Raw genomic sequence first — 26,951 nt, forward strand, 5'->3', positions numbered from 1 at the left:
CTGCAATTACATTAAGGTAGAAAATAAATTTAAGAATCTCTGATTAAGTTTTAGTAACCAGGGACGATGTTTCCATTCCTCATAGGTAAATTCATGACTGATTCCCATGGTAGCAATCAGGTCTTCCTTTATGTTGTCTATTATATCTCTGTTGCACATCCATAAACCACATTCATAATGCAGAAAGAAGCTGCGGTAATCCATATTTATGGTACCCACGATACCACAGTCCTCGTTAATGATAGTCTTGGCATGTATAAATCCGGGTGTATACTCATAGATTTTTACTCCACCCTCTAAAAGCTGCCCATAGTTATAATTTGTAAGTTTCTTAACATTCTTTTTATCCGGTATATTCGGTGTAATGATACGTACATCCACACCGCTTTTTGCTGCTTCTATCAGTGCCTGCTTCATATCATCCTCTATTACCAGATAAGGAGTGGTTATATAAACATACTTCTTTGCATAGTGAATAATTTGCTTATAGATACTTTCGATAGGATTGTTGGGTCTGTTGGCAGGTCCGTCAGAAATAACGTGACAATAAACATCATTCTCGGGGAACACCTTTGTAGGGCGATACGGATTATAATCCATCCACTCACCGCTTTTTGAGATTTCCCACATCTGCAGGAAGGTAACAGTAAGGCCCCAAACTGCCTCCCCCTCCACTCTGACAGCATTGTCCTTCCATTTGCCGAAACGCTCTATGAGATTAACATACTCATCTGCCAGATTCATACCCCCGGTATACCCGATATTACCATCAATTACAAGGATCTTTTGATGGCTTCTGTAATTCATATACAGCTTATCGGTATATTTATGAATAGGATTAAATACTGCTGTCTCAATTCCTTCCGCCTCCAGATTTCTACGGAAATTTGGTGAGGTACGGAGGGTTGCGCCAAAGTCATCATACATAAATTTTATCTCTACACCCTGACTCTTTTTCTTAAGCAGCAGAGTATGCATTCTTTCCCAAAGTACCCCTTCCCCTACTATAAAGAAATTAATAAAGATAAACTGGCTGGCTTCTTCGATGTCTTTAAAAATAGCCTCAAAGGTATCCTCTCCCATTGGATAATAGGAAACACTGTTATTCTTAAACAGCGGGAAATTCTGAGATTCCATATATTTTGACATTCTGCTTTTTGTAGGGTATTTCAGGGCATAACTTTTTGCATTTTCCTCATTATAATGCAGGAAGGTATTACCGTGCTGAATACATGCCATGATTTTCTTTTCAATTTTCTGAGTTGATCCTGACTTTCCCCATAAGGCATACATTATATGCCCTGTAACGGGAAGCAGTAAAATAATACATATCCAGGATATCTTATAGGAGGAGTTACGGTTGTCATTAACCAACCCCACTATGATAAAGATACTGGCTACTTCTATAAAAATATAAATGTAAACAGAGCCGCTTACCCAATACCCCAGCATTACTATCAATACCATCTGGATCAATACCAGAATTCCCACCAGGGAAACTCTTAGGATTCCGCTTAAATAGCTCTTTGTTGAACCTATAATGTTGTCATTTGCACTCATGTCTTTCCACCTGTTGTTAACTCCTTCCAGACTTCCGGCAGTCTCTGCTGCTGCAACTTCTCTGGTGTCTGAAGCAAGTTGTTCTCCTTTTCTAATACGGGCAATTACCTTTATATCGGGGAAGGCACGTAAAAGTCGTCTTTGTATCGGATTTCCCGAGCCGATCATCGACTGAATTCTTGAGAGATAATCTTTCGCCTGAACTTCAATATCCTGTCTAAGAGATTTAAAATCAAAATCTTCCAGATAATGATTTCTCTCCAAAAGCTTTTCCTTGTTCTCGTCCATAAATTGTCTGATTTTATCAGCCATTTCGGAGATTCGGTATCCCGAGAGCCTTTTCTTAAGCTCTTCTTTTGTCTCGTAAATTCTGGTTCTTTCAATATAGTCAGTAAATTCTTCTTTTATATGGAGCAATTCTGCAAAAATGCGATCCAGCTTGAGGGTCTGAACTATTGTGATCCACATATCTATTATGAACAATAATAGTGCAATGGATACAACATAAATACCTGTAACACGGGGAATTGCCTCATAAACACGGACAACTCTCGGCTGCAGTACTCCGATTTCTAAAAGAGACATAAATCCCCAGGCAGTTCCTGCAAGCAGGCATACTCTGCCTTTTATATTAAATAATTTATCACTGTAATCCCACCATCTTGCATGAAAAAGAACCTCCATAATCCAGGAAGTAAAATACTCCAGCATACTGGCTAATATCATTCCGCCAAAGAAAATTATTAAGTATTGTGTTCTTATCTGCCAGAAGAATATGTATATGATAGTTGCGCCTACTCCGTAAATTGGAATAACCGGACCATTAACAAATCCACGATTCACAAAAGACTTCTTTCTCACAGATACCAGCGTACTTTCATAAATCCAGCCGATAAAAGAATATGCGAAAAAATTATACAAAATATGCAGTAAATCAACTCCGAATATTTTTAGATCAAACATGGCATCCACCCTTGTACCAAAATGTAATTAAGACCATTGTAACATAACTGGCAAAGAAAACCTAGATAAATTTTGCCCTGAGCCCTGTCATTACCTGTTCTGATATTCTTTCCGGCAGCAGTTTTTGTCGAACTGCCAAAAGATTCCCTGCTTGTAAACCTGACAGGTTATGATACAATATTCTTATTAAAACCAGTATATTTTATTTTAGAATCGAGGTTTATATGCATATACAACACAGTACAATCCAAGCAGCATATACCTATCCGCTGCATGAACCTTATACCTTAGAAGATATCATATTCTTCGACATTGAAACCACAGGGTTTTCACCAAAAACCTCCTATGTTTATCTTATTGGCAGTATTTATTATAAGAAGGGGTCATGGCATTTAATACAGTGGCTTAACGAAGAACCTAACAAGGAATCTCAGCTGATAGCTGAATTTGAGGCGTTTATAAAATCCTTTAAACGGATAATACACTACAATGGCAGCGGCTTTGATATACCCTTTCTGCAGAAAAAGGCAGAATTGTATGGTCTTGCAGATCCATTTTCCCACCTGGAAAGTGTTGACCTGTATAAGCTGATACAACCGCTTAAGAAGTTTCTTTCTCTGGAAAGCTTGAAATTAAAATCCATTGAGGAATATTTAAAGCTCAAAAGGAAAGATACCTACTCCGGTGAAGAATTAATCCCCATCTATTCCAGTTATGTGGGAAGGCTAATTTATGAAAATATGAAAATAAAATCCGGGCAGCTGTCTGCTTCTGCAAATTCAGTCAGTAACCAGGATACTCCCGACTCACAAAGTCTAAGGGATATTCTGCTCCTGCACAATGGAGAGGATGTCATAAATCTGCTTCCTATATCAGATATGCTGTATTACTGCGATACCTTTAAAGCTGATTTTCTGTCAGCAGTTTATACTCCCCTTGCTTATCATCTCTTTATAACAGATACTTTAACAGTTATAGAATTCAAGATGCCCATTACTTATCCTCTTTCTATAACAATAAACTGCTCTGTAAAAGAAAAGGGTTCCCTGAAAAAGGGATTGGAATACCTTGAAGCAATGGAGCTAACAGCAGAGTTCAGCAAAGACACCCTGCGACTTCATCTGCCCATCTATAATGGCACATTAAAATACCACTTATCACCGGCATCGGATTATTTCTACCTTCCATTAGAGGATACAGCAATTCATAAAAGCGTTGCCCAGTATGTAGATAAGGAGTACCGCCAGAAAGCCAAACCTGCTAATTGTTACATTAAGAAACAAAGCCGTTTTATACCAGTGGGCGAAGACCATACCGGGACCTGCTTTAAAAAAAATTATTCTGACAGAATATCTTACATAGAAGCAGAAGACTTAGAGAAGCAATCCCTTGAAGAAGTAATTACTACAGCAAAAGGCCTGATAAATTATATGAAAGACTTTTTTCGAATATAATGTCAAAGCACACATAACTCTCCTGAACTTCGGTTATACTATTTTTGTTCATTAAATCAAACGACGAAATGAACCGTTCAAATATGAATGTAAATAAAGTCTCAGAAGGAGTTTATCTATGGCAAACACGAAAAATAGCGGTTCAAAAAACAGTACTAAAAATAAGGCTGCAAGTATGAATCAAACCAGTACTGTAAGCGAAGTAAACACCAATACGGATTCATCCATGAAGGACACCCACACATTAGACAGGACATCTGTAGTAAATTCAGATGAATCCGAAAGAAGAGACGGTCCGGGAGGAAACTAATCGGACAAAAATAAAAATGAGACCTTTCAGGTTTGCCTGAAGGTCTTATTTTTATTATTTCTTATTGTTTTGATAATTGTCTCCTGAAAGTCCAAACACCGCACGTGCACTCTCGGCCTGCGGATCGTGTTTAATGTGTTTGGAATGAAAGGTTCCGTCTTCTTTTTTATTATTTTTAGTACTTTTCATTTTATTCTCTGCCATATTATGACCTCCTGCTTAATTGTTTTATGTTACAATAAATAGTATAACAGGATCATTATATACTCATTCACAATTATATCAGTTATTTTATCAGAGATAAAAGGAGTTAACCCCTGATTGCTTAAAATCTTCATTGAAGATTTTAATCCACGCTTTAACTTTTGATTTATTATTTAATAATTCAAATTTAATCGTATGTAAGACGCCATTATTAAGATAGCTGATACTAAGATGATCAGCGTATTTTAAATTGTTTCTGATACTCCTGACATGACTTAAAATCTTTATTTCAGTTATTTTATCAAAGGTTAATTTATATTCAACACCACTTCCACTAAAACGAAAACCATCATTCTCAAAACGTATGTAGCAAGCCATATTATTCGGAAGGGAAAGCCCCGAATAATGGAGTGCACTAATAAGAGTTTCTTTGTGCAAACTTAGAATTTCCCGTTCAACATTACTTCTTGGTTTTTTTATAATCAAAACCAGTGCTATAACAGTGAAAAGGATTGCAACAGGCAGACTTTCTACTATATTCCCGCGATTCCCCAGCACTCCCAATATAGATATTAATATCAGAAAACCCCCGATTATTTTCTGCGTCAATTCAGCTTCTCCTTTGTTCATTTGTATTCTTATATCAGTATACTCTACCTGCCTGTCAGCAGCAAGGGTTTATTAGCAATCCCTGACAGGCAGCATTGGTGTAAAATCTGTGTAATCGCAAAAAAAAGGCTCCTGGAAAATCCCAGGGCCTTGATTTTTCACTACTGTTCTACAGGAATGATTTCTTTCTTGTTATAAGAACCACAAGCTTTACATACTCTGTGAGGCATCATTAATTCGCCGCACTTGCTGCACTTAACTAAATTAGGTGCAGACATTTTCCAGTTTGCTCTACGGCTGTCTCTTCTTGCTTTGGAAGATTTATTCTTCGGACAGATAGCTCCCATGATTACACCTCCTTAAAATTATTGAATATATCGCGGATTACTGACATTCTGGGATCCAAATCCTGTTTCTCACAAGTACAAGTCCCTCTGTTCAGATCGGAACCGCATACCTTGCAAAAGCCTTTACAATTCTCGTCACACAGAACCTTCATGGGAAAGTCTATTAGAATTTCGTCATAGACCAGTAAATCTACATCCAGATTATATTCACTAATATAATTTGTTTCGTCCAATTCCTTAATCCGTTCCTCTGAATCCTTCATAAAATCCAATTCCTTGGAAAATGTCAGATTGAAGGGTGTTTCTACGTCTTTAAGGCATCTACTGCACGGAATTAAAAGAGAAATCTTTATGCTGCCTTCCAGCTCAACTTTCCGGTCTCCTAAATGGGTTATGGTTAAGTCCACCGGTTCCTTCTCAGTCAAAGGATAGTTAATACCTTCTATACAGAATTCCTCTGTTTCGATGGGAGCTTGTATAGAAACGATATTGCCCTTGACAGACATAATCTCAGACAAATTAATTAACATAGCAATCTCCTATCTTCGAAAATTCGCACTGTTACCATTATAATCAGTGATATAGCTTTTGTCAACGGATATTTTTATTTTTTCGAATATATTTATGGAATATTATGTCGTTTCGGGTTATGTTTATGCTAAAAGTTCAACAGTCTCTCTTGCAATTGCAAGTTCTTCATTTGTAGGAATGATATATACCTTAACCTTAGATTCAGGAGTTGAAAGTTCAATTTCTTTTCCTCTTGTATTGTTGTTCTCTTCGTTAAGGGTTACTCCTAAATAGCCAAGATAGCTGATTGTTCCTTTTCTTACTGCCTTGTCATTCTCACCAAGTCCCGCTGTAAATACGATTGCATCAACACCATTCATTGCGGCTACATAAGAACCGATTGTTTTAGCAACATGATAATTGAAAACATCTACTGCAAGAATTGCTTTCTCATTACCTAAAGCTGTAGCATCCTCTAAGTCTCTGAAATCGCTGGAGATTCCGGAAAGTCCAAGTACACCGGACTTCTTATTTAACACTTCCATTACCTGCTCAAGTGTCATATTTTCTTTATTCATCAGGTATTCGATGATTGCGGGATCAATACTTCCGCTTCTTGTACCCATAATAAGACCTTCAAGAGGAGTAAGTCCCATGCTGGTATCTACGGATTTACCGTTTAATACAGCTGTAACACTGGATCCGTTACCAAGGTGGCAAACGATTACTTTGGAATTATTCGGATCAAGTCCTAATAACTGAACTGCTCTTTTTGCTACAAAGCTGTGACTGGTTCCGTGGAAACCGTATCTTCTGATTTTGTAGTTTGAATAATATTCATAAGGAAGACCATACAGATACGCTTTCTGAGGCATAGTCTGGTGGAAGGCAGTATCAAATACAGCTACCATAGGAACGCCTGGTATCAGGTTCTGGCAGGCACGAATACCAATAAGATTTGCAGGGTTATGGAGAGGTGCCAGGTCGTTGCACTCTTCTATTCCTGCAATAACTTCTTCTGTAATAACAGTTGAGGATGCAAATTTCTCACCGCCATGAACCACACGGTGTCCGACTGCTCCGATTTCATCAAGAGATTTGATAACACCATACTCACTGTTTGTAAGTGCATCCAGTACATATTTAATAGCAGCTTCATGATCCTTCATGTCAGCGTCCATTTTTATTTTCTCACCGCCGGCAGGTGTGTGAACCAGTCTTCCATCAATTCCGATTCTTTCACAAATACCTACTGCCAGTGCTTTTTCTGTTACAGAGTCAATTAACTGATATTTAAGGGATGAGCTTCCGCAGTTTACAACTAATATTTTCATACTTGTTCTCCTTCTTGTAGTTTCCTATGTTTTATAAGTAGAATTTCGTTTTCCCTGTAAGTACTAAGCCCTAGAACATATGGTACTTCTTATGCTTGGACAGGTATAAAAACTAATTCAGCTGTATTTCCGATTCTTAGTTAGCAGCTGCCTGAACAGCGGTAATAGCAATTACACCTACGATATCTTCAGCACTGCAGCCTCTGGATAAATCGTTGACAGGTTTTGCAATACCCTGTGTAATAGGACCATAAGCTTCTGCTTTTGCAAGTCTTTGTGTAAGCTTGTAGCCGATATTACCTGCATCCAGGTCAGGGAAAATCAAAACATTAGCTTTTCCTGCAATGTCACTTCCGGGTGCTTTCTGTGCTCCAACACTTGGAACTATTGCAGCATCCAGCTGATACTCACCATCAATCTTAATATCAGGATATGCTTCCTTCGCAAGCTTAGTTGCTTCTACTACCTTATCAACATCTGCATGTTTCGCACTGCCTTTTGTTGAATGGGAAAGCATGGCAACAACTGGTTCCTCACCAACCAGAAGCTGAAAGCTTTTTGCGGAGCTTCCTGCAATTGCAGACAGTTCTTCAGCATTGGGATTTTGATTTAATCCAGAATCGGAGAAGATAAACGTACCATTTGCACCATATTCACAATTAGGTACAACCATTACAAAGAATGCAGAAACTAATTTCGTTCCGGGTGCTGTTTTTAATATTTGAAGGGAAGGTCTTAAAACATTAGCGGTTGCGTTAATAGCACCTGCTACCATACCGTCAGCATCTCCTGCCTTAACCATGGTAACGCCGAAAGTAAGATAGTCTGATGTAAGACTTTCCTTTGCGGCTTCCGGTGTCATTCCTTTACTCTTTCTTAGCTCTACAAGAAGATCAATATAACCTGCCAGTTTTTCTGTTGTATGAGGATCTATGATTGCAGCTTTCGACAAATCAAGGCCTTCTGCACCTTTCTTTATCTCCTCTTCATTACCTACCAGAATAATATTAGCAATTTCTTCTTCCAGAATCTTTGCGGCAGCTTCCAGAGTTCTTCTGTCGCTAGTCTCAGGCAAAACTATGGTCTTTTTATTCTGTTTTGCCCTCTCTTTAATAGTTTCAATGAATCCCATTACAAAATTCTCCTTTCGTAATACAAAAACATATGTTTGATACTCTTGTCCAAATAGATATACACCTGCCAGGTATATTATTCCATGGGAATTGAGCATATAATACCTCAGCATACATTATAGTCTAAAACTTTTTTAGTTACAAGTAACAAATTCAATCATTTTTATCGTTTATTTTGAAGTAGTTTTGTAGTATTTATAGTATGCATCCCATTATTCCCAGTTTTCAAAGGTATTATAATAACCATTAAAGTTAATTTTCAGTTCATTATACATCTCTAAAGAATTTCTCGAATTTTGTTCTACATTTTTTATTATTTCATCATAATTAGACACAAGGCAATCTACCGTCTCCCGGCATACTTTACCGCCATCTGCTTCTGTCTTGATTATGCGTATTATTGTTTCTTTGTCATAGGCTTTCTTATAGCTTCTTACACCGTAAAGAGCACTTACAATATCTGCAACTCCAAGAATCCGTTGTGGAAGTGTCAGCTGTTCTCCCTTAAGCTTTCGGAAGTAGCCTGAGCCGTCCAGCTTTTCATGATGTCTTGCTGCTATCTCAACAATTTCTTCCTTAATATAACCGTTTAGTATCTCATAGGTATCCTTTACGTGTCTTCTCATAACGGCCATTTCTTCTCCTGTCAGCCTTCCGGGAGACTCCAGAATATTAAGGGGTGTGGAAATTTTTCCTATATCGTGCAGCAGAGCACCATAATGCAGGTTAATCTGATCCTCTTTCGGTAAACCCATGAGCCTGCCAATCTCGTCTGCAAGGCTGACGGTTGTTATTGTATGCATTACTGTATGTTCACTTCGGAAATCAATGGAATAAGCCAGCATATTGAGGTACTTGTCCTTTTCCCCTGCTGTCATTTTGATGCCTTCCAGAATCCTGTTCAATTCCCCCGTATATGACCTGTCCTTCGTATGTTCTATTACATTATATGTACTGTTTGCTTTTATGAATAATTGAATTGCTTTTTTAGAATATTTTATTTCAGACTTTTCATTAAGAAGCCTGATAATATCCTTCTCATCATAATATGAGAGTATAACATCCACTCTGTCTGCCAGTTTCAGATAATTACCCAGCTCTTTGAGCGGTGTCAGATTTTGTTTAATATTAAAATAATCTGTATGATGATAAAGTACTATTTCAGCAAAATCACTTAAAGGCGACAGATATTTTAAGAACAGATAACCATAAATGGAATGTTCAAAATTCTTATTAGCCTCTAACTGAATCATATCCTTTATATCATCTTCACGAAAGGCTCCGATGTCATGAAGCAGCCCCACAAGTGTATATATCCTAAGTTCATCCTCGCTATACTTATTTTCGCAGGATAACATTTTGTAAAAAATATATCCGACTCTTTCTCCATGATTCATCAATCTGTTGTCCATCAGATTCAGAGTCTTGCGCAATATATTTATCATCTCTTTATTTCCAATAACATCCATACAGTCAGCCCTTTTCCCTTATACGACACATCACGATATAATATACTATATTACTACATTTTCTTAGGTAATAGTAACACAGTCACAGCGGACTGGCAAGGGCACATAAAATATTTCCATGCAAAAAAAGATACTGTTAGGCCTAATGGACTAACAGTATCTTTGTTGCAAAATTAAATTGTAGGAGTGAAATTTGCAGCAATTAGAATCTTCTAAGCTCTTTTACTGATTCTGGAAGTTTAGCCTGGTAGCCGAAAAATACGCAAGCAGAATTAGCTGACTTTTTGGCATTACCAATAGCTATTTTTGAAACTGCGTTTAATACTTTCTTCTCAACCTGGATCTTCATAATAAACCTCCTTATTAATCTTAAAAGCGATTCCTGATTACAAAATTATTATAGTAAATATTTCATATTAATACAATATACCTTGTCTATTCTACATGTTTTATGTCTATTCTACATTTTATAAGTATTAATTGATACTAACATTCTATTCTGATGACTTTTTTTCTATTATAAATATTAATTTACCGGCAAAAGCAGCTATCATTTCAAAGAACAAACTTAAAGCAATAACAAAACTTAAAGCTATCTGATCTGTCATGTATAAAAAAAGTGTTATTGTCAGAAGTAAAACAATAATAAAACCTGCTTTGCTCTTGTAATATATTTTCTCCGAATCATCTATAGGTCTTGAGGCGGTTTCCACCGGAATTAAAAAGAGCAGGATGGCACTGGACAAGGACGCCAGATACACGCTGGATAAATAGAAATTCTCATTACACAGCTTTATCAGCAGAAGCATGGATAACACAGTCAAACAGGACACAATATAACATTTAAGCTTCGTGGAGGCATGATAACCACCTGAATACTCCCTTAATGGTATAAAGACAGCAAGAAATAAGAGAAGCCCGGGAAGTTCCCCAATGAGAACTCCCATAACTATGTATGTAAGTAAATGCAGAACTTTAAGCATAGCTGTTTCTATACCAAAAAGGTACAGTTCAGACTCCTGCTCTTTTATGATACCCTTCTTTATCAGCCGGTCAACCAGACTGACAGCTGCCTTATCCAACACCAGAATCTCCCCTCCGATTCATAAAAACCTGTTTACTTTTATCTTTTATTATAAATTGGCCGTATGTAAAATCAAGTAGCTGTGTCTAATCGACATGTTTTTTGTCTATTCTACTTGTCCTAAAAGCTATACCCTCTTCCCCTTCTTAGATAACACTATACTGCAGGAATACATACCTTCTTCTTTCTGTATATTAAAGTCTCCCTTATACTTCTCTACTACTTTAACAACATTAGGAATTCCTATCCCCGCATGTTCTGCCCTTCGGTAATGCTCTATGATGCTGATATGTGAGTTATTATCCGGATTCTCTATCATTGGATTCTTTATGGTTATTGCAACCAGATTATTAAAGGAGCCAACTTTTAAATTGATGATTCTTCCACTGCTTAACCTGGCGCAGGCTTCAATGGCATTATCAAGCAGATTGGCAAATATGGTCGTAAGATCCATATTATCAATAAAACTCAGATCGATCTCATCTATTTTACATTGGAACTCTATTTTGTTATTTTCCGCCAGCTTTATCTTATCATTAAGGATGATATTCAGCATACGGTTGGTAGTATACTCGTTGAGGCGGAAAGCATCCAGGCGGTTATTTATTGTTATGGCATATTCCCTGGCTGCTCCTGTTTCCTGGTGCATATACAGTTCTTCTATAGAGCGTATATGTCTTTTGACATCATGAATGATACTTAAGGACTCCCTGTATTGCAGTTCCAGTGCATCATAATACTGATACTGCATCTTGGACTGCTGACCGAAGAGTTTGTTCTCATAAATCAAACGGTTATTTTCCGATTCATGTTCCAGGATGTTAAGAAAATAAATATTAATAACCACTATCCCTACACAGGTAATCATTACGCATATGATAGCCGATTGACTTTTAATATCTTTCATTAGTATGGAAAGACTATAGATATTCAGCACACTAAAAAAAGCATAAATAAATGTGAACAGATACTGACGTCTGCTAAGATGGCTGATATCCTTCTTCTTTGCATATCGCAGTAAGACCATGTGGCTGATAAAGATTACAATCAATTGACTGATGGTCATATCATAGAAATTTTTAAGTCTGTCTGATTCAATTACTATATCCGACATATTATAAATACTGTGAAGTATCAGAATACCAATGGATTCACAAGCACTCATGCCTATTAGCAGTATTACTGTAAACAAAAGTGTATGCATTACTTTTCCCTTATACATTCTGACTGCCAGGATAACGGTTAATCCGAATACTGTTATCAGGTTAAGCCATGCGTTGAGAAAGGCATTCACTCCTGCCAGCAAGAGAACAAATAACGTTTCTATCATTATATAAACCCATCTTGCCCTATTCTTCTCAAACAATGTTCCCATAAAGTCCATTATGATATGTACTGAAACGAAACTGGACAAAAATAACCCCACTATATAAATTACCTCATTCATACTAATCCCTATCCGATTACCTATTATAGGTTCCTTTCCATTTGTTTTTGAAGGAAATCCCTCATAACCCGTTTAAATTCAGAGGATCTTTTCTGAGCAACCGGGATAACATCAAAATTTGTCATTATTATTTCGTCTTTAAAATAATCCTGCATGTGATTAATGTTAACCACAAAGCTCTGATGAGGCATCACAAAATCATATTGGCGAAATTTCTCCTCTAAAGAAGATATGGTTTCATTGACTATATAATTACCTTTTGAGGTAACAACCTTTATCTTACGGTCATTCCTTTCAAAATAAAAGATATCCTCCACTGCAAACCGCATGGTACTCTTGCCGGTGTTAATTTCCACCATCTCTTTCTTTCTGGCATAACTTGGCTTGTTTTGTGTAAGCTTCTCAAGCACCTCATTCATCTGCTTATAAATCATTTCCTTGCTGACAGGCTTGTCCAGATATTCAAAGGCATGAACGGATAAAGCTTCTTTCGTAAGACCTATATGGCTGGTTATAAAGATGATTTCCACCTGCTTATCCTTTTTTCGGATACTCTTCGCTGTTTCCATTCCATCAATTCCACCCATATAAATATCCAGAAACACAATGTCAAATTCTTCCCAGGAAGTCAGAAGTTCTTCACCCCTTCGGAATAAAAAGGTTTTAAGCGATAACTCTCTCTCATTACCGTATTGCTTAATGACATTGTCAAGCATAGCAAGCTCGTCTGTTTGATCATCACATAGCGCAATTTTAATCATATTACCCCCCAGTTTACTGTATTCCATCCTTATTATACCAATTACTTCTCAGTTGTGCATCATTTTTTGAAAATTTTGTTAAATTCTGGTTAAACATAAGGCTATATATAAACGAACCTTATAGCTCTTTACATAAAGTCTTTTTTCATCTATAGTAGATATATAAAAGTTGAAAGTATGAGGTCTGCATGAAAGTTGTTGGTTTAATTACCGAATATAATCCCTTCCATAACGGGCATTTTTATCATATAAAAGAAGCCAGGAAAGAAACCGGCGCCGATTACTGTGTCGTGGTCATGAGCGGTAATTATGTACAAAGAGGTGCTCCGGCTTTTCTGGATAAATACACCCGGACACAGATGGCCCTGGCCTGCGGAGCAGATCTGGTACTGGAACTGCCTGTATCCTTTGCCAGCAGCAGTGCAGAATATTTTTCCATGGGGGCTGTATCCCTGCTGAACGGCATAGGAGTTGTAGATTCCTTGTGTTTTGGCAGTGAGTGCGGAAGTATCAGTCTTTTGGAGGAAGCATCTAAAATTCTTGAGACAGAACCTCCATTGTTTAAAACCAAGCTTAACGAAGCCTTAAAAGAAGGCAGGACTTTTCCACAAGCCAGAATGGAAGCACTTCTACCCTTTATGCCTGATAAGGATGCCTCTTTCCTGGTCTCACCAAATAATATATTAGGAATGGAATACATTAAGGCGATTCATACCCTGCAAAGTCCCATTATTCCTTTTACAATTAAACGGGTTTCCGCCGGTTATCACAAGGAAGCTCTAAATGAAGGCAAGGATTCCGTTATCAGCAGTGCTACTGCTATCAGAAAAGCGTTAAAAGAAGGTATTGGACTGTCTGCATTAATGCAGCATGTCCCTTCAGAAGCCTACCCATTTTTAAAAGACTCCTATGAAAAAACCTGGCCAGTTACAGAAGACGATTTTTCCCTTCTGCTCCAATACAAATTAATGACAGAAAACAACAAATCCTTAACGAAGTATCTGGATGTGACCCCTGATCTGGCTAACCGTATTGCCGGTCTGAACAGGCCCGGTATGACTTTCCTGGAAGCTGCCAAGGAGATGAAATCCAGACAGTGGACAATGACCAGAATCAACCGCTCCCTGCTGCATATAGTGCTTAATATCACCGAGGACTCCATGAAACTGTACAAAGCAGAAGGTTACGCCCAATACGCCAGAATTCTTGGTATCAGAAAAAGTTCTTCTCCGCTCCTGCGCGCCATGGCTAAGAAGAGTAAGCTACCGCTTATTACAAAGGTAGGAGGAACTGCAGATAAGCTGGAAGAGACTGCACAGAAAATGCTGAAGGAAGATTTATTTGCCGCAGCATTGTATAATGAAGTAATCTATAATAAATTTGGTATTTTACCAAAGAGTGAATACAAGCAGGGAATCATATTGCAGGAGTAACCTCCTGCAATATGATTCCCTGTATCTGATTAATCCACTAATTTTTCCATTTCATCCAGTAATTCTTCAAATAAATTAAGTGCCTGTATAACCGGCTCTCTGCTGCTCATATCAACACCAGCCTTCTTTAACAGCTCGATTGGATAATCGGAACTTCCTCCCTGAAGGAACTTGCCGATATAGTCCTCAACTGCTTTGTCGCCTTCCTTTAATATCTTTCTGGAAAGAGCTATAGCTGCAGAATAACCTGTTGCATACTGATACACATAAAAAGCGGTATAAAAATGCGGTATTCTTGCCCATTCATAAGCAATTTCGTCATCTACCACGATATCTTTGCCATAATACAGACTTACCAGCTCTTTGTACTGGGCACTTAAATTCTCGGCAGTTAACGCTTCCCCTTTAAAAGCTTTCTCATGCACCAGCATCTCAAACTCCGCAAACATAGTCTGTCGGTACAGCGTTGTACGGAACTGCTCCAGGAAATGATTGATAAGGTATGCCTTCTGTTTCTTATCTTCTGTTTTTGACAGCAGGTATTCCATCAGAAGAGCTTCATTACAGGTAGAGGCAACCTCTGCCACAAAGATCTTATATCCGGCATAAGTTATAGGCTGCGCATTATCAGAGAAGTAGCTGTGAAGCGCATGCCCCATTTCATGAGCTAAGGTAAATACATTGTCAAGGCTTCCGTTATAATTCAGCAGAACATAGGGGTGAGTTCCATAAGCTCCCCAGGAATAAGCGCCGCTTCTTTTGCCTTCGTTCTCATAGATATCGATCCATCTGTCATTAAACCCTTCCAGCAGGACTTTTCTGTAACGCTCGCCTAAAGGTTCAAGACCTTTAACAACAAGCTCTTTTGCTTCCTCAAAGCTGTATTTGGTGTCCACATCTTTAATGATAGGTGTATATAAGTCATACATATGCAATTCCTCAACACCCATTAGCTTCTTCCTTAAAGCTACATAACGGTGCATAAGCGGCATTTTTTCATGTACGGATTCTATCAGATTCTTATACACTTCCGCAGGTATATTGCTTCCATACAGCTTCATAGCCATAGCAGACGGGAATTTTCTGGCTTTTGCAAAGAAAGCATCTTTCTTAACATTAGCACTGTATATTGCTGCAAGGGTATTCTTATTCTTCATATAGGTAGCATAGAGATTTTTAAAAGCATCTCTTCTTACTCTGGGGTCAGCACTCTCCAGAAAAGCAATAAATCTGCCATGGGTAATTTCCACCTGATTTCCTTCCTCATCTTCAATTGATGGGAACTTAATATCAGCATTATTAAACATCGAGAATATGGTCTGAGGTGAAGAAGCCATGTCCCCAGCTTCTGCCAGGAGTTCCTCCATCTCGCCGCTAAGTGTATGAGGTTTATTACGAATTATTTCATTTAATGCAAATCTGTACTGAGATAAATCCGGTGTATTCTTTAGAAAGTTCTCAAGAATCTCCTCAGGTATTGATAAGATTTCTGCATTGGCAAAGGAGGTTGCAGAATCAAAGGCTACAGCCAGATTCCCTGCCTGGTCAGCGAATCCCTGGTATAGAGCATTTCCTGTATCTTCATGGTATTTCTGATTGGCATATACGTAAACCCTCTCCAGGTGATAGGATATCTCATCCTGGAGCTTCAAAAACTCATACAGCTGTTTCCCGGACTGTGACAGTTTTCCCTGATAGCCTTTTATTTTTTCTACTTCTTCTTTTGTTACGTTATATTCCTTTTTCCATAACTCATCTGTTTCAAAAAGATCTTCAATTGCCCATTTATCCCCTTGTTCAATTTCACTTCGTTTCTTGAGTTTAGTCTGTGCCATATTAATAACCATACCTTTCTTTTCCCTGCAAGCTTTGAGCCGCAATCATATATTTTGTGAAACTCACTTTATTTCACTCTAACCATTTAGCGCCTTGTGCGCACCAATCACATTAAAAAATTGCTTTCTGGTTTTTACACTGGCTCCCATTACCGTCCCATCTAACCAAACCACAATCACTTTTAATTCCTATTTTCACTTCTTACTGCATCTGATTGCAGATGCGGTAATTTCAAAAACAATGAGTAAATATATTCTTTAATCAATTACATGAATCTTATTGCTTATCCATGAAAGGATTATGCTTATAAGTACCATGCTTATAAGTATTATGCTTATAAGTTTTATGCTTATAAGTTTTATGCTCATAAGTTTTCCGCCCTCTATTATAACATAGAATCCACGGTAAATAATACCTTTTTTACAGATGAAATTTAATTCATGGCATATACCTACTGCATGTCAAATAGATTATATTAACACTTGAAGGAAAGGCTAGATCTTAAATCTAACATAATCTAAATGAGCTCAAAAAAAAATTATATTAAAAGAAATTTACCGAAAGCCGGAATATTAGTATTTCTTGCTTTCCTCCTTATATTTCCCACTTCCTCCTATCTAGGGGCAAAAAAAGGACTTATGCTCTGGTTCAACACACTGCTTCCAACATTGCTGCCATTTATGATATTATCCAATCTGATTGTCCGAATGAGAATTACTGTGCCCTTAAGCCGTATCTTATATCCTGTATTTCATCGAATCTTTAAGGTTACAAAAAACGGATGTTATCCGGTTCTGATCGGTTTTTTATCCGGAATACCAGTTGGTGCCAAAACCACCGCAGATATGCTTGAGAGAGGTGAACTCAGCGAAAACGAAGGCCAATACCTTTTGGGTTTATGCAACAATGCAAGTCCGATGTTTATAATGAGTTATATTTCCCTGTCACAGCTTAATAAACCGGGAATCCGCTTTATCCTATTGCTGATTCTCTATTCCTCAGCACTGATTGCTACCATGCTATGGCAGCATCTTCCCTTTCTGCACAGGTCCGTATCCGCCTTAAGTATGGATACCGCTGACGTGCCAAAGAGCAGTAATCACTTCGATATGAAAAAACTGGACAATAGTATAATGGATGCCTTTGATATTATAACCCGGGTTGGAGGTTATGTTATTCTCTTTTCCATTGCAGCTCAGATAATTACTGATACCCTTACAGGCAGCAGCCCCTTTAAACTGATTCTATTAGGATTTCTTGAAATCACTACCGGTATAAATAAAATAAGTACTGCCCCACTTTCTATGGACCTAAAGATAGCCCTGATTACAATGATAACTGCTTTTGGCGGTTTGTCCGGTCTGGCACAAACCAACAGTGTTATCAGTAATACAAGGCTATCCATTCGTACATATTTTATTCAAAAGGTGCTGCATATGTTCATCGCTTTATTTATGGTAATCCTTTATGTACAAATCTCGTAAATATGCAGACTACTGACAACAGCTATGATTAAATTATTAGTCAATACCTTTTAGAAAGGTGTTTTCATCAAATTCATAGTCATCATCATAATCATCTTGTTCTGCATTTTCTCTGGTCTGTGCTGCCTCTTGCCTATAGGCTGTCTCCTGAGGGGAAGGCTCACTGACCAGTTCTCTTTTGTTACTGGCAAGAATATCAAGATTTCCTCTTAAAGCATTTAAAAGATTCTCATATTTTGTTTTACTGCTCTCATAAGCATTCTGTATAGCTGCTTCAGCATCTGTAAGCATATCTGCAGTATATGCAAGTGCTCCCTGTCGTATCTGAAGTGCATCTTCATTGGCTTCATTTATTATACGGCTGCCTTCCTCCGATGCATTCTTTACAAGGGAATCTGCCTGATAATAAGCCTGCTGCATTATTTCACTTTCATCCAGCAGTGAATTGGCTCTTTCACCGGCCTCTGCAAGAATAGCAGCTGCCTTTTCTTCTGCATCAGCGATTATAGCATCTCTGTTTGCAATGATTTTCTGATATCGCTTAATTTCATCCGGTGTCCTTAAGCGTAATTCATCTAATAGATCATATAGCTCATCTTTTGGAACTATTACTTTTGTGGATGAAAGCGGCTGCATTCTGCAGCTTTCCACAAATTCATAGATATCTTCAATTAATTGCTCTATTCTGCTGGCACCCATACTAAATTCTCCTTAACTCTTGATATTTATCATTAATTGCCAAAGCAATGGGAGCTGGAACAAACTTCTCGATATTACCGCCGTATCTGGCAATTTCCTTAACCGTACTGGAACTCAGATAGGCATATTCTACACTGGTAGTCAGAAATACCGTATCTACTTTGGGGTTCAATATATGGTTTGTCTGTGCCAGCTGCAGTTCATACTCAAAATCCGTTACTGCTCTTAGACCTCTGAATATTACTTCAGCTTTTTTCTCATTGGCATAATCTACTAACAGTCCCATATATCCTTCAATCTGAACATTGCTGATATCCTTTGTTGTTATTTTAAGGAATTCAATACGTTCCTCAGTTGTAAATAAAGGGGTTTTACTGCTATTTGTTAATACACCGATTATTAAGAGATCCACTAATTTTGATGCGCGTCTAATGATGTCTATGTGTCCAAAGGTAACCGGATCAAAACTTCCCGGATAGATCCCAATTCTCATAATATCCTCTTTTCTTAACAGTACTGCCTGATTTTCTTTTGAATGCCCTACTTTCAGGGTTATTTCATCTCTATAAAAACATGTTTATTCGTCTTATATATTTTCTCTTTTGTTATTTGAAAAGGAGTATCTTCAATATAATCAAAGCTTGTCTCCTTAGAAGCTTCTACGATAATCAGAGTATCACAATAAATAATACCCGAATTCATAAGAGCAGTGAGCACCTGTTTCTCCAGCATATGATCATAAGGCGGATCCATGAAAATTATATCAAATACTTTCCCCTGCACTTCCAACGCTCTGATTGCAGAAACAGCATCCATTAATAGCTGCTGCCCTTTATCCGATAGTTTTGTCGCAATAAGATTACGTTTGATGCAGTCCATAGCATTTTTATTATTTTCAACAAAAACAGCGGATGCTGCGCCCCTGCTTAAAGCTTCGATGCCAATGGCTCCGCTGCCGCTGAATAAATCCAGAAAATCGCAGTCAGCCAACCTGTTGTTCACCATATTAAACAGAGTCTCCTTTATCCGGTCTGTTGTAGGTCTTGTCTCAAGACCTTCAATGGTCTGTAGCATTATTCTCTTGGCTTTGCCTGCTATAACTCTCATATAAATTACTCCTGTAAACATGAATAACGGCGAAATATCGCTGTAATTCATTAAAATATCTAATATTATTGTATATTATTATCTTCTTTTGTCAACCCAATTTTACCCCCTAGTACAAGTTTCCTAGTGAGTATTGATGCTTTTATTATTCTACCTTAAATTCCTGAAATAATCAATAAAAGAAAGAAGGGTTGTAGTTATAATATAACCCTTTGTTATATTATAACTACTGACCCTTCCTTCAATCTTCTATATTACTGCTGGCCAGACATTCTCTTTTCCTGTTCGGCAATCATCTTTTTAACCATCATACCACCAACGCTACCGTTCTGGTAAGAAGTTAAATCTCCGTTGTAACCCTGTTTTAAAGGTACACCGATTTCGTTTGCCACTTCATACTTAAATCTGTCTAAAGCTTCTTTTGCCTGAGGCACTTCTGCTCTGTTTCTTGACATAATAAACTCCTCCATTTTCTCTTATCTGTTCTGCCCTTTGGGGCATCAGATAATTCTTTGTTGTTGTTTGTTACACTAATATTATGTTCCGAAACAATAGAAATACTCAGGTAATTTTTGCTATATTATGATGCGGTAATTTGTTTTATATAAAATATAATTTTAAATATTAATTGATGGCTAAGGGTGAGTTTTTGGCGATGGACGGCTTATTGTACAAAAGAGAAAGAACTCATGCTTCAATTCCAAGGCATAAGAAGTCCTAATTCTCTGAAGTTTTTGTGCTGGTCATAATCTAAAACAGATAACTCGCTTCGCTCAGACAATCTGTTTTAGATTATAGCACAAAACCTTCAGAGAAAAGGACTTCTAATGCCTTTCCATAGGCGCATTCGTTCTTTCTCTTTTGTACAATTAGCCTGAAATCATTTTTAAAATCACACCTTTGCTGACGCTGCATGCCGTATCTGACTGCAGATGTGGCACTGCTGTAAGCAGGGTAAGAATTGTATTTCAATAATTCACACTAACACCATGAATACTGCAAATATTCTTGCAGTACTGCATAGATAAAAAGTTATAGAAAGTCTTTTTTCTCACACTTAACTGTCCTTGAGTCTTGAGCAATTAACCAAGAGTGGAAATTGCTTTCTAATTTCCACTCAACCATTGCATATTATAAGTTTTCTTGTTTAGATCTTTAATCAGATACTTTAACCAAGAAGGATTCATAAAGCTTATCATCTCTTTCCGGCCATTCCATGACCAGTTCGCCTAGATTCTTTACAATCTCAGGGTTCATTTCAGGGAATTTTTCCTTCTCAAGTTCTCCAACATAGATATATTCGATGTTATACTTGTCGATAATCTGCTTTGCCTCATTAATATCTACCGTTGTATATAGGGTTTTTATATCGGCGATTCTCTCTTCCAGGATGGAAGTATCACCTCTCCATAACCATTCGTGGACATACCAGCCTAAAACCGTCGGAAGACCTGTTGCCATGGATATACGTTCATTATCGGAATAGCTGTCACCATTTGCTTCCAGAACCACAGGTGTTCCCGTAACATTTTCATTGAGCCATTTAACAGCCTCGTAGTCGTCCGGCATTGATTCTTCCATAAAGGCAATGGCATCAAGGCCTTTATACTTTTCCTTGTCAAAAACATTGCCATACCAGGCTTTTATGGATACCTCACTATACCATAGGGTACATAGGAACAAGACCAGGGTTACAATTGTAAACTTCTTCTGCCAGGTAAAGATAGGTCTATGCAGAAATTTCGAAAAGATAAAACCGGAACAGGTTCCGAACAGGATAAATGCCTGGTAGGTTAACTTAAACATGGTATTGGCTCTTTTATAATCTCCTGTATAAATATCTCTTACATAGATCAATTCCGGAATCAGAACCAGGCCAATTGCACATAGTCCAAGTGTAATACCAAATAAATCAGAAATCGTAAGGTTCTTTAGAAAGGCTTTTATTCCGGTATAGTGTTCTTTCTGATTACCGGTATAGCTCTCAATAAGCTGCTGCTTTTCCTTTCTGTCATCAGGTACTAAGGTACCATTTGTTTTACAGATTTCCTCCAGTAACAGCTTCTGTCTCCTGTTGTTTGCCATTATTAGTTCGATTAACAAGCCGATTATCAGAGCTGCCGGCAAGCCCCAGAGTATAAGCAGCTGATAAAAGGGGGTATGGGTCTCAGCCAGGCTGATTTCCGTGGAAATCTGGTCGAAATTCAACGTAAAGGGTAAGGCTGTTATTTTAGATAATATTATGATAGCTGCTCCCTGAAGGGCTGTTATCCAAAGTGCTTTTAGTTTAAAGTTATGATAATCCAGATTATAGAATAAGATAACAGCTCCTGCTACTACAAAGTAAATAGGATAGTCCCAGAAATTTGTAGTATGAAATATACCAATAAAGAAACCGATCAAAAGGGTATGAGGGTTAATCACCTCTTTTAAGATTGCCAGGTAGTTCTCTTTGCTGTTTCTGTTGTTATTTCCTGCCTTATCTTCCTGTTTCAAGCTCCTTCTTTTAAGCAGCCAGGCAAATAAAACAGCCGTTACTGTTAATACAAACATTATGTTCAATACATGAGCATGGAGATCTCCAAGTATAAAAGAGTAACTTGGATACTCATGAATGGTCTTATCGTTGGTATCAGGGTTATAACCAATGTATCTGGTGGAGTTCGGAAACCAATAGTCTTTAAAGTCTCCCGTTATTCCAAAAAAAGAACGAATTCCAGGAACAACCCAATAGAATAGTACAAAATGCATATTTCCGGCAAGTGATACACCTGCTCCGGATAGTATACCTGCCAGACGTGCCCTGTTCCTGCCCTTTATCTGCTTGTCCTTAAAATAATGCAGGGTCATATTATATGCAATGGAGAATGGAAGCATAAAACCAAAAGCCGCCAGGGTCATTAGCATAAGATTATAACCTTCATTTGCTCTTACAAAAGATAACTTTGTAAGGAAAGTTGCCAGAAACTGTCCAACATAATAGTAATTAATAGTACCGCCGGCAAACCACATATCACTGGGCGGCATATAATCTGATCTCATCATGGAGGCCATAAAACCGTAGTCCATAAATTTTTCTGTTCCATGAGCTTCCGGTTTAAAACCTCTTATATAGGTCCAGATCAAAAAGAATATTAAAAACAGTAATTCCTCTGAAAGGATGGACTTAACTGTATCCGGCTCAAAGGTAACTTTCCTGTTTTTAGTTCTGACTATTATTACTGCATTAACTGCCAGCAGAATAATAAGTACTATAACACAGGATGCAGAAGTAAATTTCAGTATCCTTAGTGATGACAGCAACCACACAAGATAACCTGTTAAGGCAATTCCTATTGTTTTTGAAAATAAATAGCCATTATCGTGAAATCCTTGAAATACTTTTCCTGACATCGGCAGAAAAACCATACCGATCAGGAAGAGTACAGCCCACCATTTAAAAAAAGAGGTAAAATCTTCGCCTAACAACATGTGTCCCGCTAAAAATGTAATGAACATCAAGGCTATTATAAGTACTGTATAAAGGATATTTCCTATCCCTTTCTTTCTATCCTCCATCTATCGTCTGCTCCTCTAAGAATATTCGTATATCTGAATTATCATTTTATTAATGTGTTTAACTGGTATCTGGTGTCTTTTTTGATGCACAATGTGTAGTAACAGCAATAGAATCTTTAGTGAATATACTTGTTTATGGATGAAAAATCTTTTACTGCCTGTTTGCCGATTCGAAAGATTTTTTTCATATTTATAGAATTTACACCGCCCTGTCTTGGCCGGAAGGTGATAGGTACATATTTGACCTTTTTATGTTTTTTCGCATAGATAACTGAAATGATAACATTGGACAGATTATAGTTTTCCGGGATAAGCTTTATATTTTCCTGTAAGGTTTTACTCTCCATCAAACGAAAAGGTGTGTTGGCATCTTTTATATTTACACGGAATACCAACTGTAGCACTAATTTCAAAGTCTTGGTTACAAAGACCCTGGAGAAGCCATCCTGCCTGCCTTTACGGTAACCGATAATCATGTCATGATTTTTTCTGTCTTCCCAGAACTGCCAGAATTCTTCCGGCAGTGTCTGTCCGTCTGAGTCTGTTTGAAAGATATAGTCAGCACCTTCCTTAATAGCATAATTATACCCATAAAGAATGGTTGCCCCATGTCCTCCGTTTGGTTTTGTTAGTGGCAGGAAAGCCTCTCTTTCTTTTGAGGCTTCCTTCATCATCTCATAGGTTCTGTCTTTGCTGCCGTCATCGATAATAACCAGTCTGCTGCCGTCTCCTGCTCGTTGAACTACCTGATACCATTCATCAATTACATTAACGATATTCGCTTCCTCATTATATGCCGGTATGACTATAAACAGCTTATCCACGGAAACCTCCTCCAAAGGCATTTAATACGCGCCTTACCACTCCATCCATATTATAATAACGATATTCTGCCAGTCTTCCAAGAAATACTACCTTTTCTTCTTTCTTCATCTCTGCCTGATAAAGCCTGAACTGTTCCTGATACTCTTTCGTAGGGAAAGGATAATAGGGCTCACCTTCACTGGTTGGGAATTCTTTTAAGATAGTGGTCTTTTTATGTTCCTGTCCTGTAAGTTTCTTAAATTCAGTTATCCTGGTAAAATCATAGTCATTGGGATAGTTTACTACCGGTGCTTCCTGGTATTCTTCCCTGGAATAGGTTTCAAACTGGAAATCAATGCTTCTGTATGCCATTTTGCCATGTTTATAATCGTAGAAGTAATCCGTAGGTCCGGTGTAAATCAACTTATCATACTCCAGGTCTTTGATAATTTCCTTATAATCTGTATTAAGCATCACTTTGATTTTCTTATTACTGATCATATTCTGGCACATCTTTGCATATCCGTATTTCGGCATCCCCTGATAAGTATCATTGAAATATCTGGTATCACGGTTTGCACGTATGGGAATTCTGGATATAACAGAAGTATCTAATTCTGCCGGGTCAACTCCCCATTGCTTTCTTGTATAATTTTCAAAGATTTTTTTATAAAGATCTTCTCCGACTTTACTGAGCGCCACATCTTTACTGGTAGATACCTCGTCCATGGAAACTGCTTGTTTTTTTAAGAACTCCTCCACATCAAAGCAGCTAAGGTTTAAGTTGTATATCTTATTGATGGTCTCAACTGTTATAGGCATCGGAACCAAATTACCGTCTACATAAGTCAGTACTCTGTGCCAAAAATGATGCCAGGGAGTAAACCGGCTTAAGTATTCGAAAACTTCCTTATCATTTGTATGAAAAATATGCGGTCCGTAGTTATGGATTAATATTCCCTCTTCATCATAGGAATCATACACATTTCCACCAATGTGATTCCTTTTTTCAATAACCAGTACCTCTTCGTCCAGTACTTCGGCTATACGCTCTGCCGCTGTCAATCCAGCCAGCCCTGCACCTACTACAACATACTTATATTTCATACGCTACTCCTTTTATTTTCTCTTATTCTATATTAGTGACATCTGCCAGTGTGATGGTCTCTACCTGCTCTTTTGCAGGTTTTGTACTGGATATCAGGCGGTTTGCCTGATTAACCAGAATTTTCTCAAAGATATTACGTATTCCTCTGGCATTGCCAAATTCTTTCGTATTTAATTTATCTAAAGTGCTTAGATATTTTTTTACGTATGTTACTGCCTCTTCTTCCATGCTTAATCCAGCATTCTTAGCCATTAACGTAAGAATTGCTGTCAATTCATCAGTGGTATAGTCAGGAAAGTCGATAAACCTGTTAAATCTTGATATTAGTCCGGTATTTGATTTAAGGAAGGTTCTCATCTCCTCTGTATAGCCGGCTACAATAACCACCAGATTATCCCTGTTATCCTCCATCAGCTTCACCAATGCATCCACTGCTTCTTTTCCAAAATCCCCGGTAAGTTCATTTCCTGCAAGAGAGTAGGCTTCATCGATAAAAAGTACTCCTCCCAAGGCTTCCTCTACCACTTCCTTAACCTTAAGGGCAGTTTGTCCCACATATCCTGCTACAAGACCGCTTCTGTCAGTCTCAACCAGATTTCCTTTGCTTAGGATACCTAACTCTTTATAAATTTCAGCCATAAGTCTGGCTATGGTGGTCTTACCGGTTCCAGGATTTCCTGTATAGACCATATGATAGGAGAGGTTCATTGCAGGCATTCCATACTCTTCCCTGATACTCTTCATTTTTATGAGATTAATAAGGGAGTTAATTTCCTTTTTAACATTGGACAGGCCAATCAATGCTTCTAATTCTGTTAACAGCTCCGATAACCTGCAATCTTGTGCTTCTTCTGCTTCTGTCTCAGTCTGGGCTAACGGATTGTCTATTAATACCGCTTGCCGGGTATTATCCTTTCGCTTTAAGAAATCTCCTGGGTCTGTACCATGATTTATCTGTTGTATATTTCTTAGTGTATCTCTCTTTCTTTGGTAATCCTCTTCTCCTGCTGCCCGGTTAAAGGTCTTTAGATATAATGGTGTGGCGTTGAATTCTTCACTGTTGATCTTACGAAATACTTCCCGCTCACTCATTCGGTAAATATCATTTCCATTGCTGTAAAATACACTTATCCTTTTGTAATATGCCATTAAAAAAGAGGCAGTATCCCTGTTTCTGGCATGACTTAAATCTGTTAGTGAGAGAAGGATGTTAAACAAGGAATCTGTAAACTGTGCTGCCAGACTATCTTTCTTCTCAATATCATAAAGATTGCATAGCTGAAGCAGGATGGGTGGTGATTTCATAACCCTTTGTGCAGCATCTGTCAATTTCTCTTCTTTATTTCCTTCTGTCTCAAAGCCTAACATATCCTTTTTCGTTACTCTAAGGATATAGCTCGTCTCCTCTTTCGTAAGCAGGTTACAGGTATTGCATAATGAAACGGCCACGGCCTGAATATATAGGTCAAGTACCTCTTCAATGCTCTTATGGATGACGCTTTCCGGCGTCTCCCAATAGCCTTCCCTTAAAAGCAAAGAACAAAGAAGGTTCAGGTTATTGTAATTTTCATTACCAATCCCGTATAAGGTTTCCGTTGAATAACTGCTGCGCATATATGTCTCTCCCTTAGCTGTATCGCCAGTAGTAACTGTCAGGGTGTGTTTGAAACTCATTGCACCGATACTAAAATTAAACTTATATAGAAATATTATACAATATCACTATCAAAATAAAAA

At 37.8% G+C, this 26,951-nt stretch carries 25 protein-coding genes; 4 read left to right on the forward strand and 21 right to left on the reverse strand.

Features of this window, described 5'->3' with window-relative positions:
- Positions 1-6 precede the first annotated feature (6 nt).
- Positions 7-2,523: a cardiolipin synthase gene (gene cls, locus BR73_RS27640; protein WP_051685324.1), complete on the reverse strand. Its 2,517-nt coding sequence runs from the start codon at positions 2,521-2,523 to the stop codon at positions 7-9.
- A gap of 224 nt (positions 2,524-2,747) precedes the next feature.
- On the opposite strand from cls, the gene BR73_RS0119000 reads away from it, so the two are divergent.
- Both BR73_RS0119000 and BR73_RS0119005 read left to right on the forward strand, forming a co-directional pair.
- Positions 2,748-3,977 carry a ribonuclease H-like domain-containing protein gene (locus BR73_RS0119000; RefSeq protein ID WP_033166826.1) on the forward strand — a complete coding sequence of 410 codons (1,230 nt, stop codon included), beginning with the start codon at positions 2,748-2,750 and terminating at the stop codon, positions 3,975-3,977.
- A 118-nt stretch (positions 3,978-4,095) separates the two neighbouring features.
- Positions 4,096-4,287, forward strand: coding sequence for a hypothetical protein (locus BR73_RS0119005; RefSeq protein ID WP_033166827.1), 192 nt, complete (start codon positions 4,096-4,098; stop codon positions 4,285-4,287).
- A 54-nt stretch (positions 4,288-4,341) separates the two neighbouring features.
- On the opposite strand, the gene BR73_RS29170 is transcribed toward BR73_RS0119005, so the two are convergent.
- The 11 genes from BR73_RS29170 to BR73_RS0119050 form a co-directional block, all read right to left on the reverse strand.
- A complete protein-coding gene (locus BR73_RS29170; protein WP_197032681.1) occupies positions 4,342-4,491 on the reverse strand; it encodes a CPC_1213 family protein in 150 nt (49 codons plus the stop codon).
- Between the two features lie 90 nt (positions 4,492-4,581).
- Complete coding sequence (locus BR73_RS0119010) at positions 4,582-5,121, reverse strand: hypothetical protein (protein ID WP_033166828.1); 540 nt, start codon at positions 5,119-5,121, stop codon at positions 4,582-4,584.
- Between the two features lie 140 nt (positions 5,122-5,261).
- Positions 5,262-5,447, reverse strand: a complete 186-nt coding sequence (gene rpmF, locus BR73_RS0119015) for a 50S ribosomal protein L32 (RefSeq protein WP_033166829.1) — start codon at positions 5,445-5,447, stop codon at positions 5,262-5,264.
- A gap of 2 nt (positions 5,448-5,449) precedes the next feature.
- Complete coding sequence (locus BR73_RS0119020; protein WP_033166830.1) at positions 5,450-5,977, reverse strand: DUF177 domain-containing protein; 528 nt, start codon at positions 5,975-5,977, stop codon at positions 5,450-5,452.
- Between the two features lie 123 nt (positions 5,978-6,100).
- Positions 6,101-7,291, reverse strand: coding sequence for an acetate kinase (locus BR73_RS0119025; protein ID WP_033166831.1), 1,191 nt, complete (start codon positions 7,289-7,291; stop codon positions 6,101-6,103).
- Between the two features lie 136 nt (positions 7,292-7,427).
- Positions 7,428-8,423, reverse strand: coding sequence for a phosphate acetyltransferase (pta, locus tag BR73_RS0119030; protein ID WP_033167639.1), 996 nt, complete (start codon positions 8,421-8,423; stop codon positions 7,428-7,430).
- A gap of 213 nt (positions 8,424-8,636) precedes the next feature.
- Positions 8,637-9,893: an HD domain-containing phosphohydrolase gene (locus BR73_RS0119035; protein WP_051685325.1), complete on the reverse strand. Its 1,257-nt coding sequence runs from the start codon at positions 9,891-9,893 to the stop codon at positions 8,637-8,639.
- Between the two features lie 202 nt (positions 9,894-10,095).
- On the reverse strand, positions 10,096-10,242 hold the full coding sequence (locus BR73_RS28415; protein WP_081848714.1) for a cyclic lactone autoinducer peptide: 147 nt from the start codon (positions 10,240-10,242) through the stop codon (positions 10,096-10,098).
- A 145-nt stretch (positions 10,243-10,387) separates the two neighbouring features.
- On the reverse strand, positions 10,388-10,978 hold the full coding sequence (locus tag BR73_RS0119040) for an accessory gene regulator B family protein (RefSeq protein WP_197032682.1): 591 nt from the start codon (positions 10,976-10,978) through the stop codon (positions 10,388-10,390).
- A gap of 126 nt (positions 10,979-11,104) precedes the next feature.
- Complete coding sequence (locus tag BR73_RS0119045; RefSeq protein WP_033166833.1) at positions 11,105-12,424, reverse strand: sensor histidine kinase; 1,320 nt, start codon at positions 12,422-12,424, stop codon at positions 11,105-11,107.
- A gap of 23 nt (positions 12,425-12,447) precedes the next feature.
- Positions 12,448-13,185 carry a LytTR family DNA-binding domain-containing protein gene (locus BR73_RS0119050; RefSeq protein ID WP_033166834.1) on the reverse strand — a complete coding sequence of 246 codons (738 nt, stop codon included), beginning with the start codon at positions 13,183-13,185 and terminating at the stop codon, positions 12,448-12,450.
- Between the two features lie 188 nt (positions 13,186-13,373).
- On the opposite strand from BR73_RS0119050, the gene BR73_RS0119055 reads away from it, so the two are divergent.
- On the forward strand, positions 13,374-14,618 hold the full coding sequence (locus BR73_RS0119055; protein ID WP_033166835.1) for a nucleotidyltransferase: 1,245 nt from the start codon (positions 13,374-13,376) through the stop codon (positions 14,616-14,618).
- 29 nt (positions 14,619-14,647) lie between these two features.
- Here the strand turns inward: BR73_RS0119055 and pepF are convergent, their stop codons facing one another.
- Positions 14,648-16,465: an oligoendopeptidase F gene (gene pepF / locus BR73_RS0119060; RefSeq protein ID WP_242860705.1), complete on the reverse strand. Its 1,818-nt coding sequence runs from the start codon at positions 16,463-16,465 to the stop codon at positions 14,648-14,650.
- Positions 16,466-17,092: 627 nt separating this feature from the next.
- Here pepF and BR73_RS0119065 point away from each other — a divergent pair.
- Positions 17,093-17,938, forward strand: coding sequence for a hypothetical protein (locus BR73_RS0119065; RefSeq protein WP_156034769.1), 846 nt, complete (start codon positions 17,093-17,095; stop codon positions 17,936-17,938).
- 36 nt (positions 17,939-17,974) lie between these two features.
- Here the strand turns inward: BR73_RS0119065 and BR73_RS0119070 are convergent, their stop codons facing one another.
- The 8 genes from BR73_RS0119070 to BR73_RS27645 all read right to left on the reverse strand — a co-directional run bounded on the left by BR73_RS0119070 (position 17,975) and on the right by BR73_RS27645 (position 26,828).
- Positions 17,975-18,637: an ATPase gene (locus BR73_RS0119070; RefSeq protein WP_033166837.1), complete on the reverse strand. Its 663-nt coding sequence runs from the start codon at positions 18,635-18,637 to the stop codon at positions 17,975-17,977.
- Position 18,638: 1 nt separating this feature from the next.
- Positions 18,639-19,130 (reverse strand): pantetheine-phosphate adenylyltransferase, encoded by a 492-nt coding sequence (coaD, locus tag BR73_RS0119075; RefSeq protein ID WP_033166838.1) that lies wholly within the window; start codon positions 19,128-19,130, stop codon positions 18,639-18,641.
- A 59-nt stretch (positions 19,131-19,189) separates the two neighbouring features.
- Complete coding sequence (rsmD, locus tag BR73_RS0119080) at positions 19,190-19,744, reverse strand: 16S rRNA (guanine(966)-N(2))-methyltransferase RsmD (RefSeq protein ID WP_033166839.1); 555 nt, start codon at positions 19,742-19,744, stop codon at positions 19,190-19,192.
- Between the two features lie 254 nt (positions 19,745-19,998).
- Complete coding sequence (locus tag BR73_RS0119085) at positions 19,999-20,202, reverse strand: alpha/beta-type small acid-soluble spore protein (protein ID WP_347463475.1); 204 nt, start codon at positions 20,200-20,202, stop codon at positions 19,999-20,001.
- A gap of 697 nt (positions 20,203-20,899) precedes the next feature.
- A complete protein-coding gene (locus tag BR73_RS0119090) occupies positions 20,900-23,302 on the reverse strand; it encodes a DUF2298 domain-containing protein (protein WP_051685326.1) in 2,403 nt (800 codons plus the stop codon).
- A gap of 116 nt (positions 23,303-23,418) precedes the next feature.
- Positions 23,419-24,126 carry a glycosyltransferase family 2 protein gene (locus BR73_RS0119095; RefSeq protein ID WP_242860706.1) on the reverse strand — a complete coding sequence of 236 codons (708 nt, stop codon included), beginning with the start codon at positions 24,124-24,126 and terminating at the stop codon, positions 23,419-23,421.
- On the reverse strand, positions 24,119-25,213 hold the full coding sequence (gene glf, locus BR73_RS0119100; RefSeq protein ID WP_033166842.1) for a UDP-galactopyranose mutase: 1,095 nt from the start codon (positions 25,211-25,213) through the stop codon (positions 24,119-24,121). Before glf ends, BR73_RS0119095 begins: the two co-directional genes overlap by 8 nt.
- Before the next feature lie 22 nt (positions 25,214-25,235).
- Positions 25,236-26,828: an AAA family ATPase gene (locus tag BR73_RS27645; RefSeq protein ID WP_051685327.1), complete on the reverse strand. Its 1,593-nt coding sequence runs from the start codon at positions 26,826-26,828 to the stop codon at positions 25,236-25,238.
- Positions 26,829-26,951: the final 123 nt, after the last annotated feature.

The sequence above is a fragment of the Clostridium sp. KNHs205 genome, assembly GCF_000702945.1.
GTDB lineage: Bacteria > Bacillota > Clostridia > Lachnospirales > Lachnospiraceae > Anaerocolumna.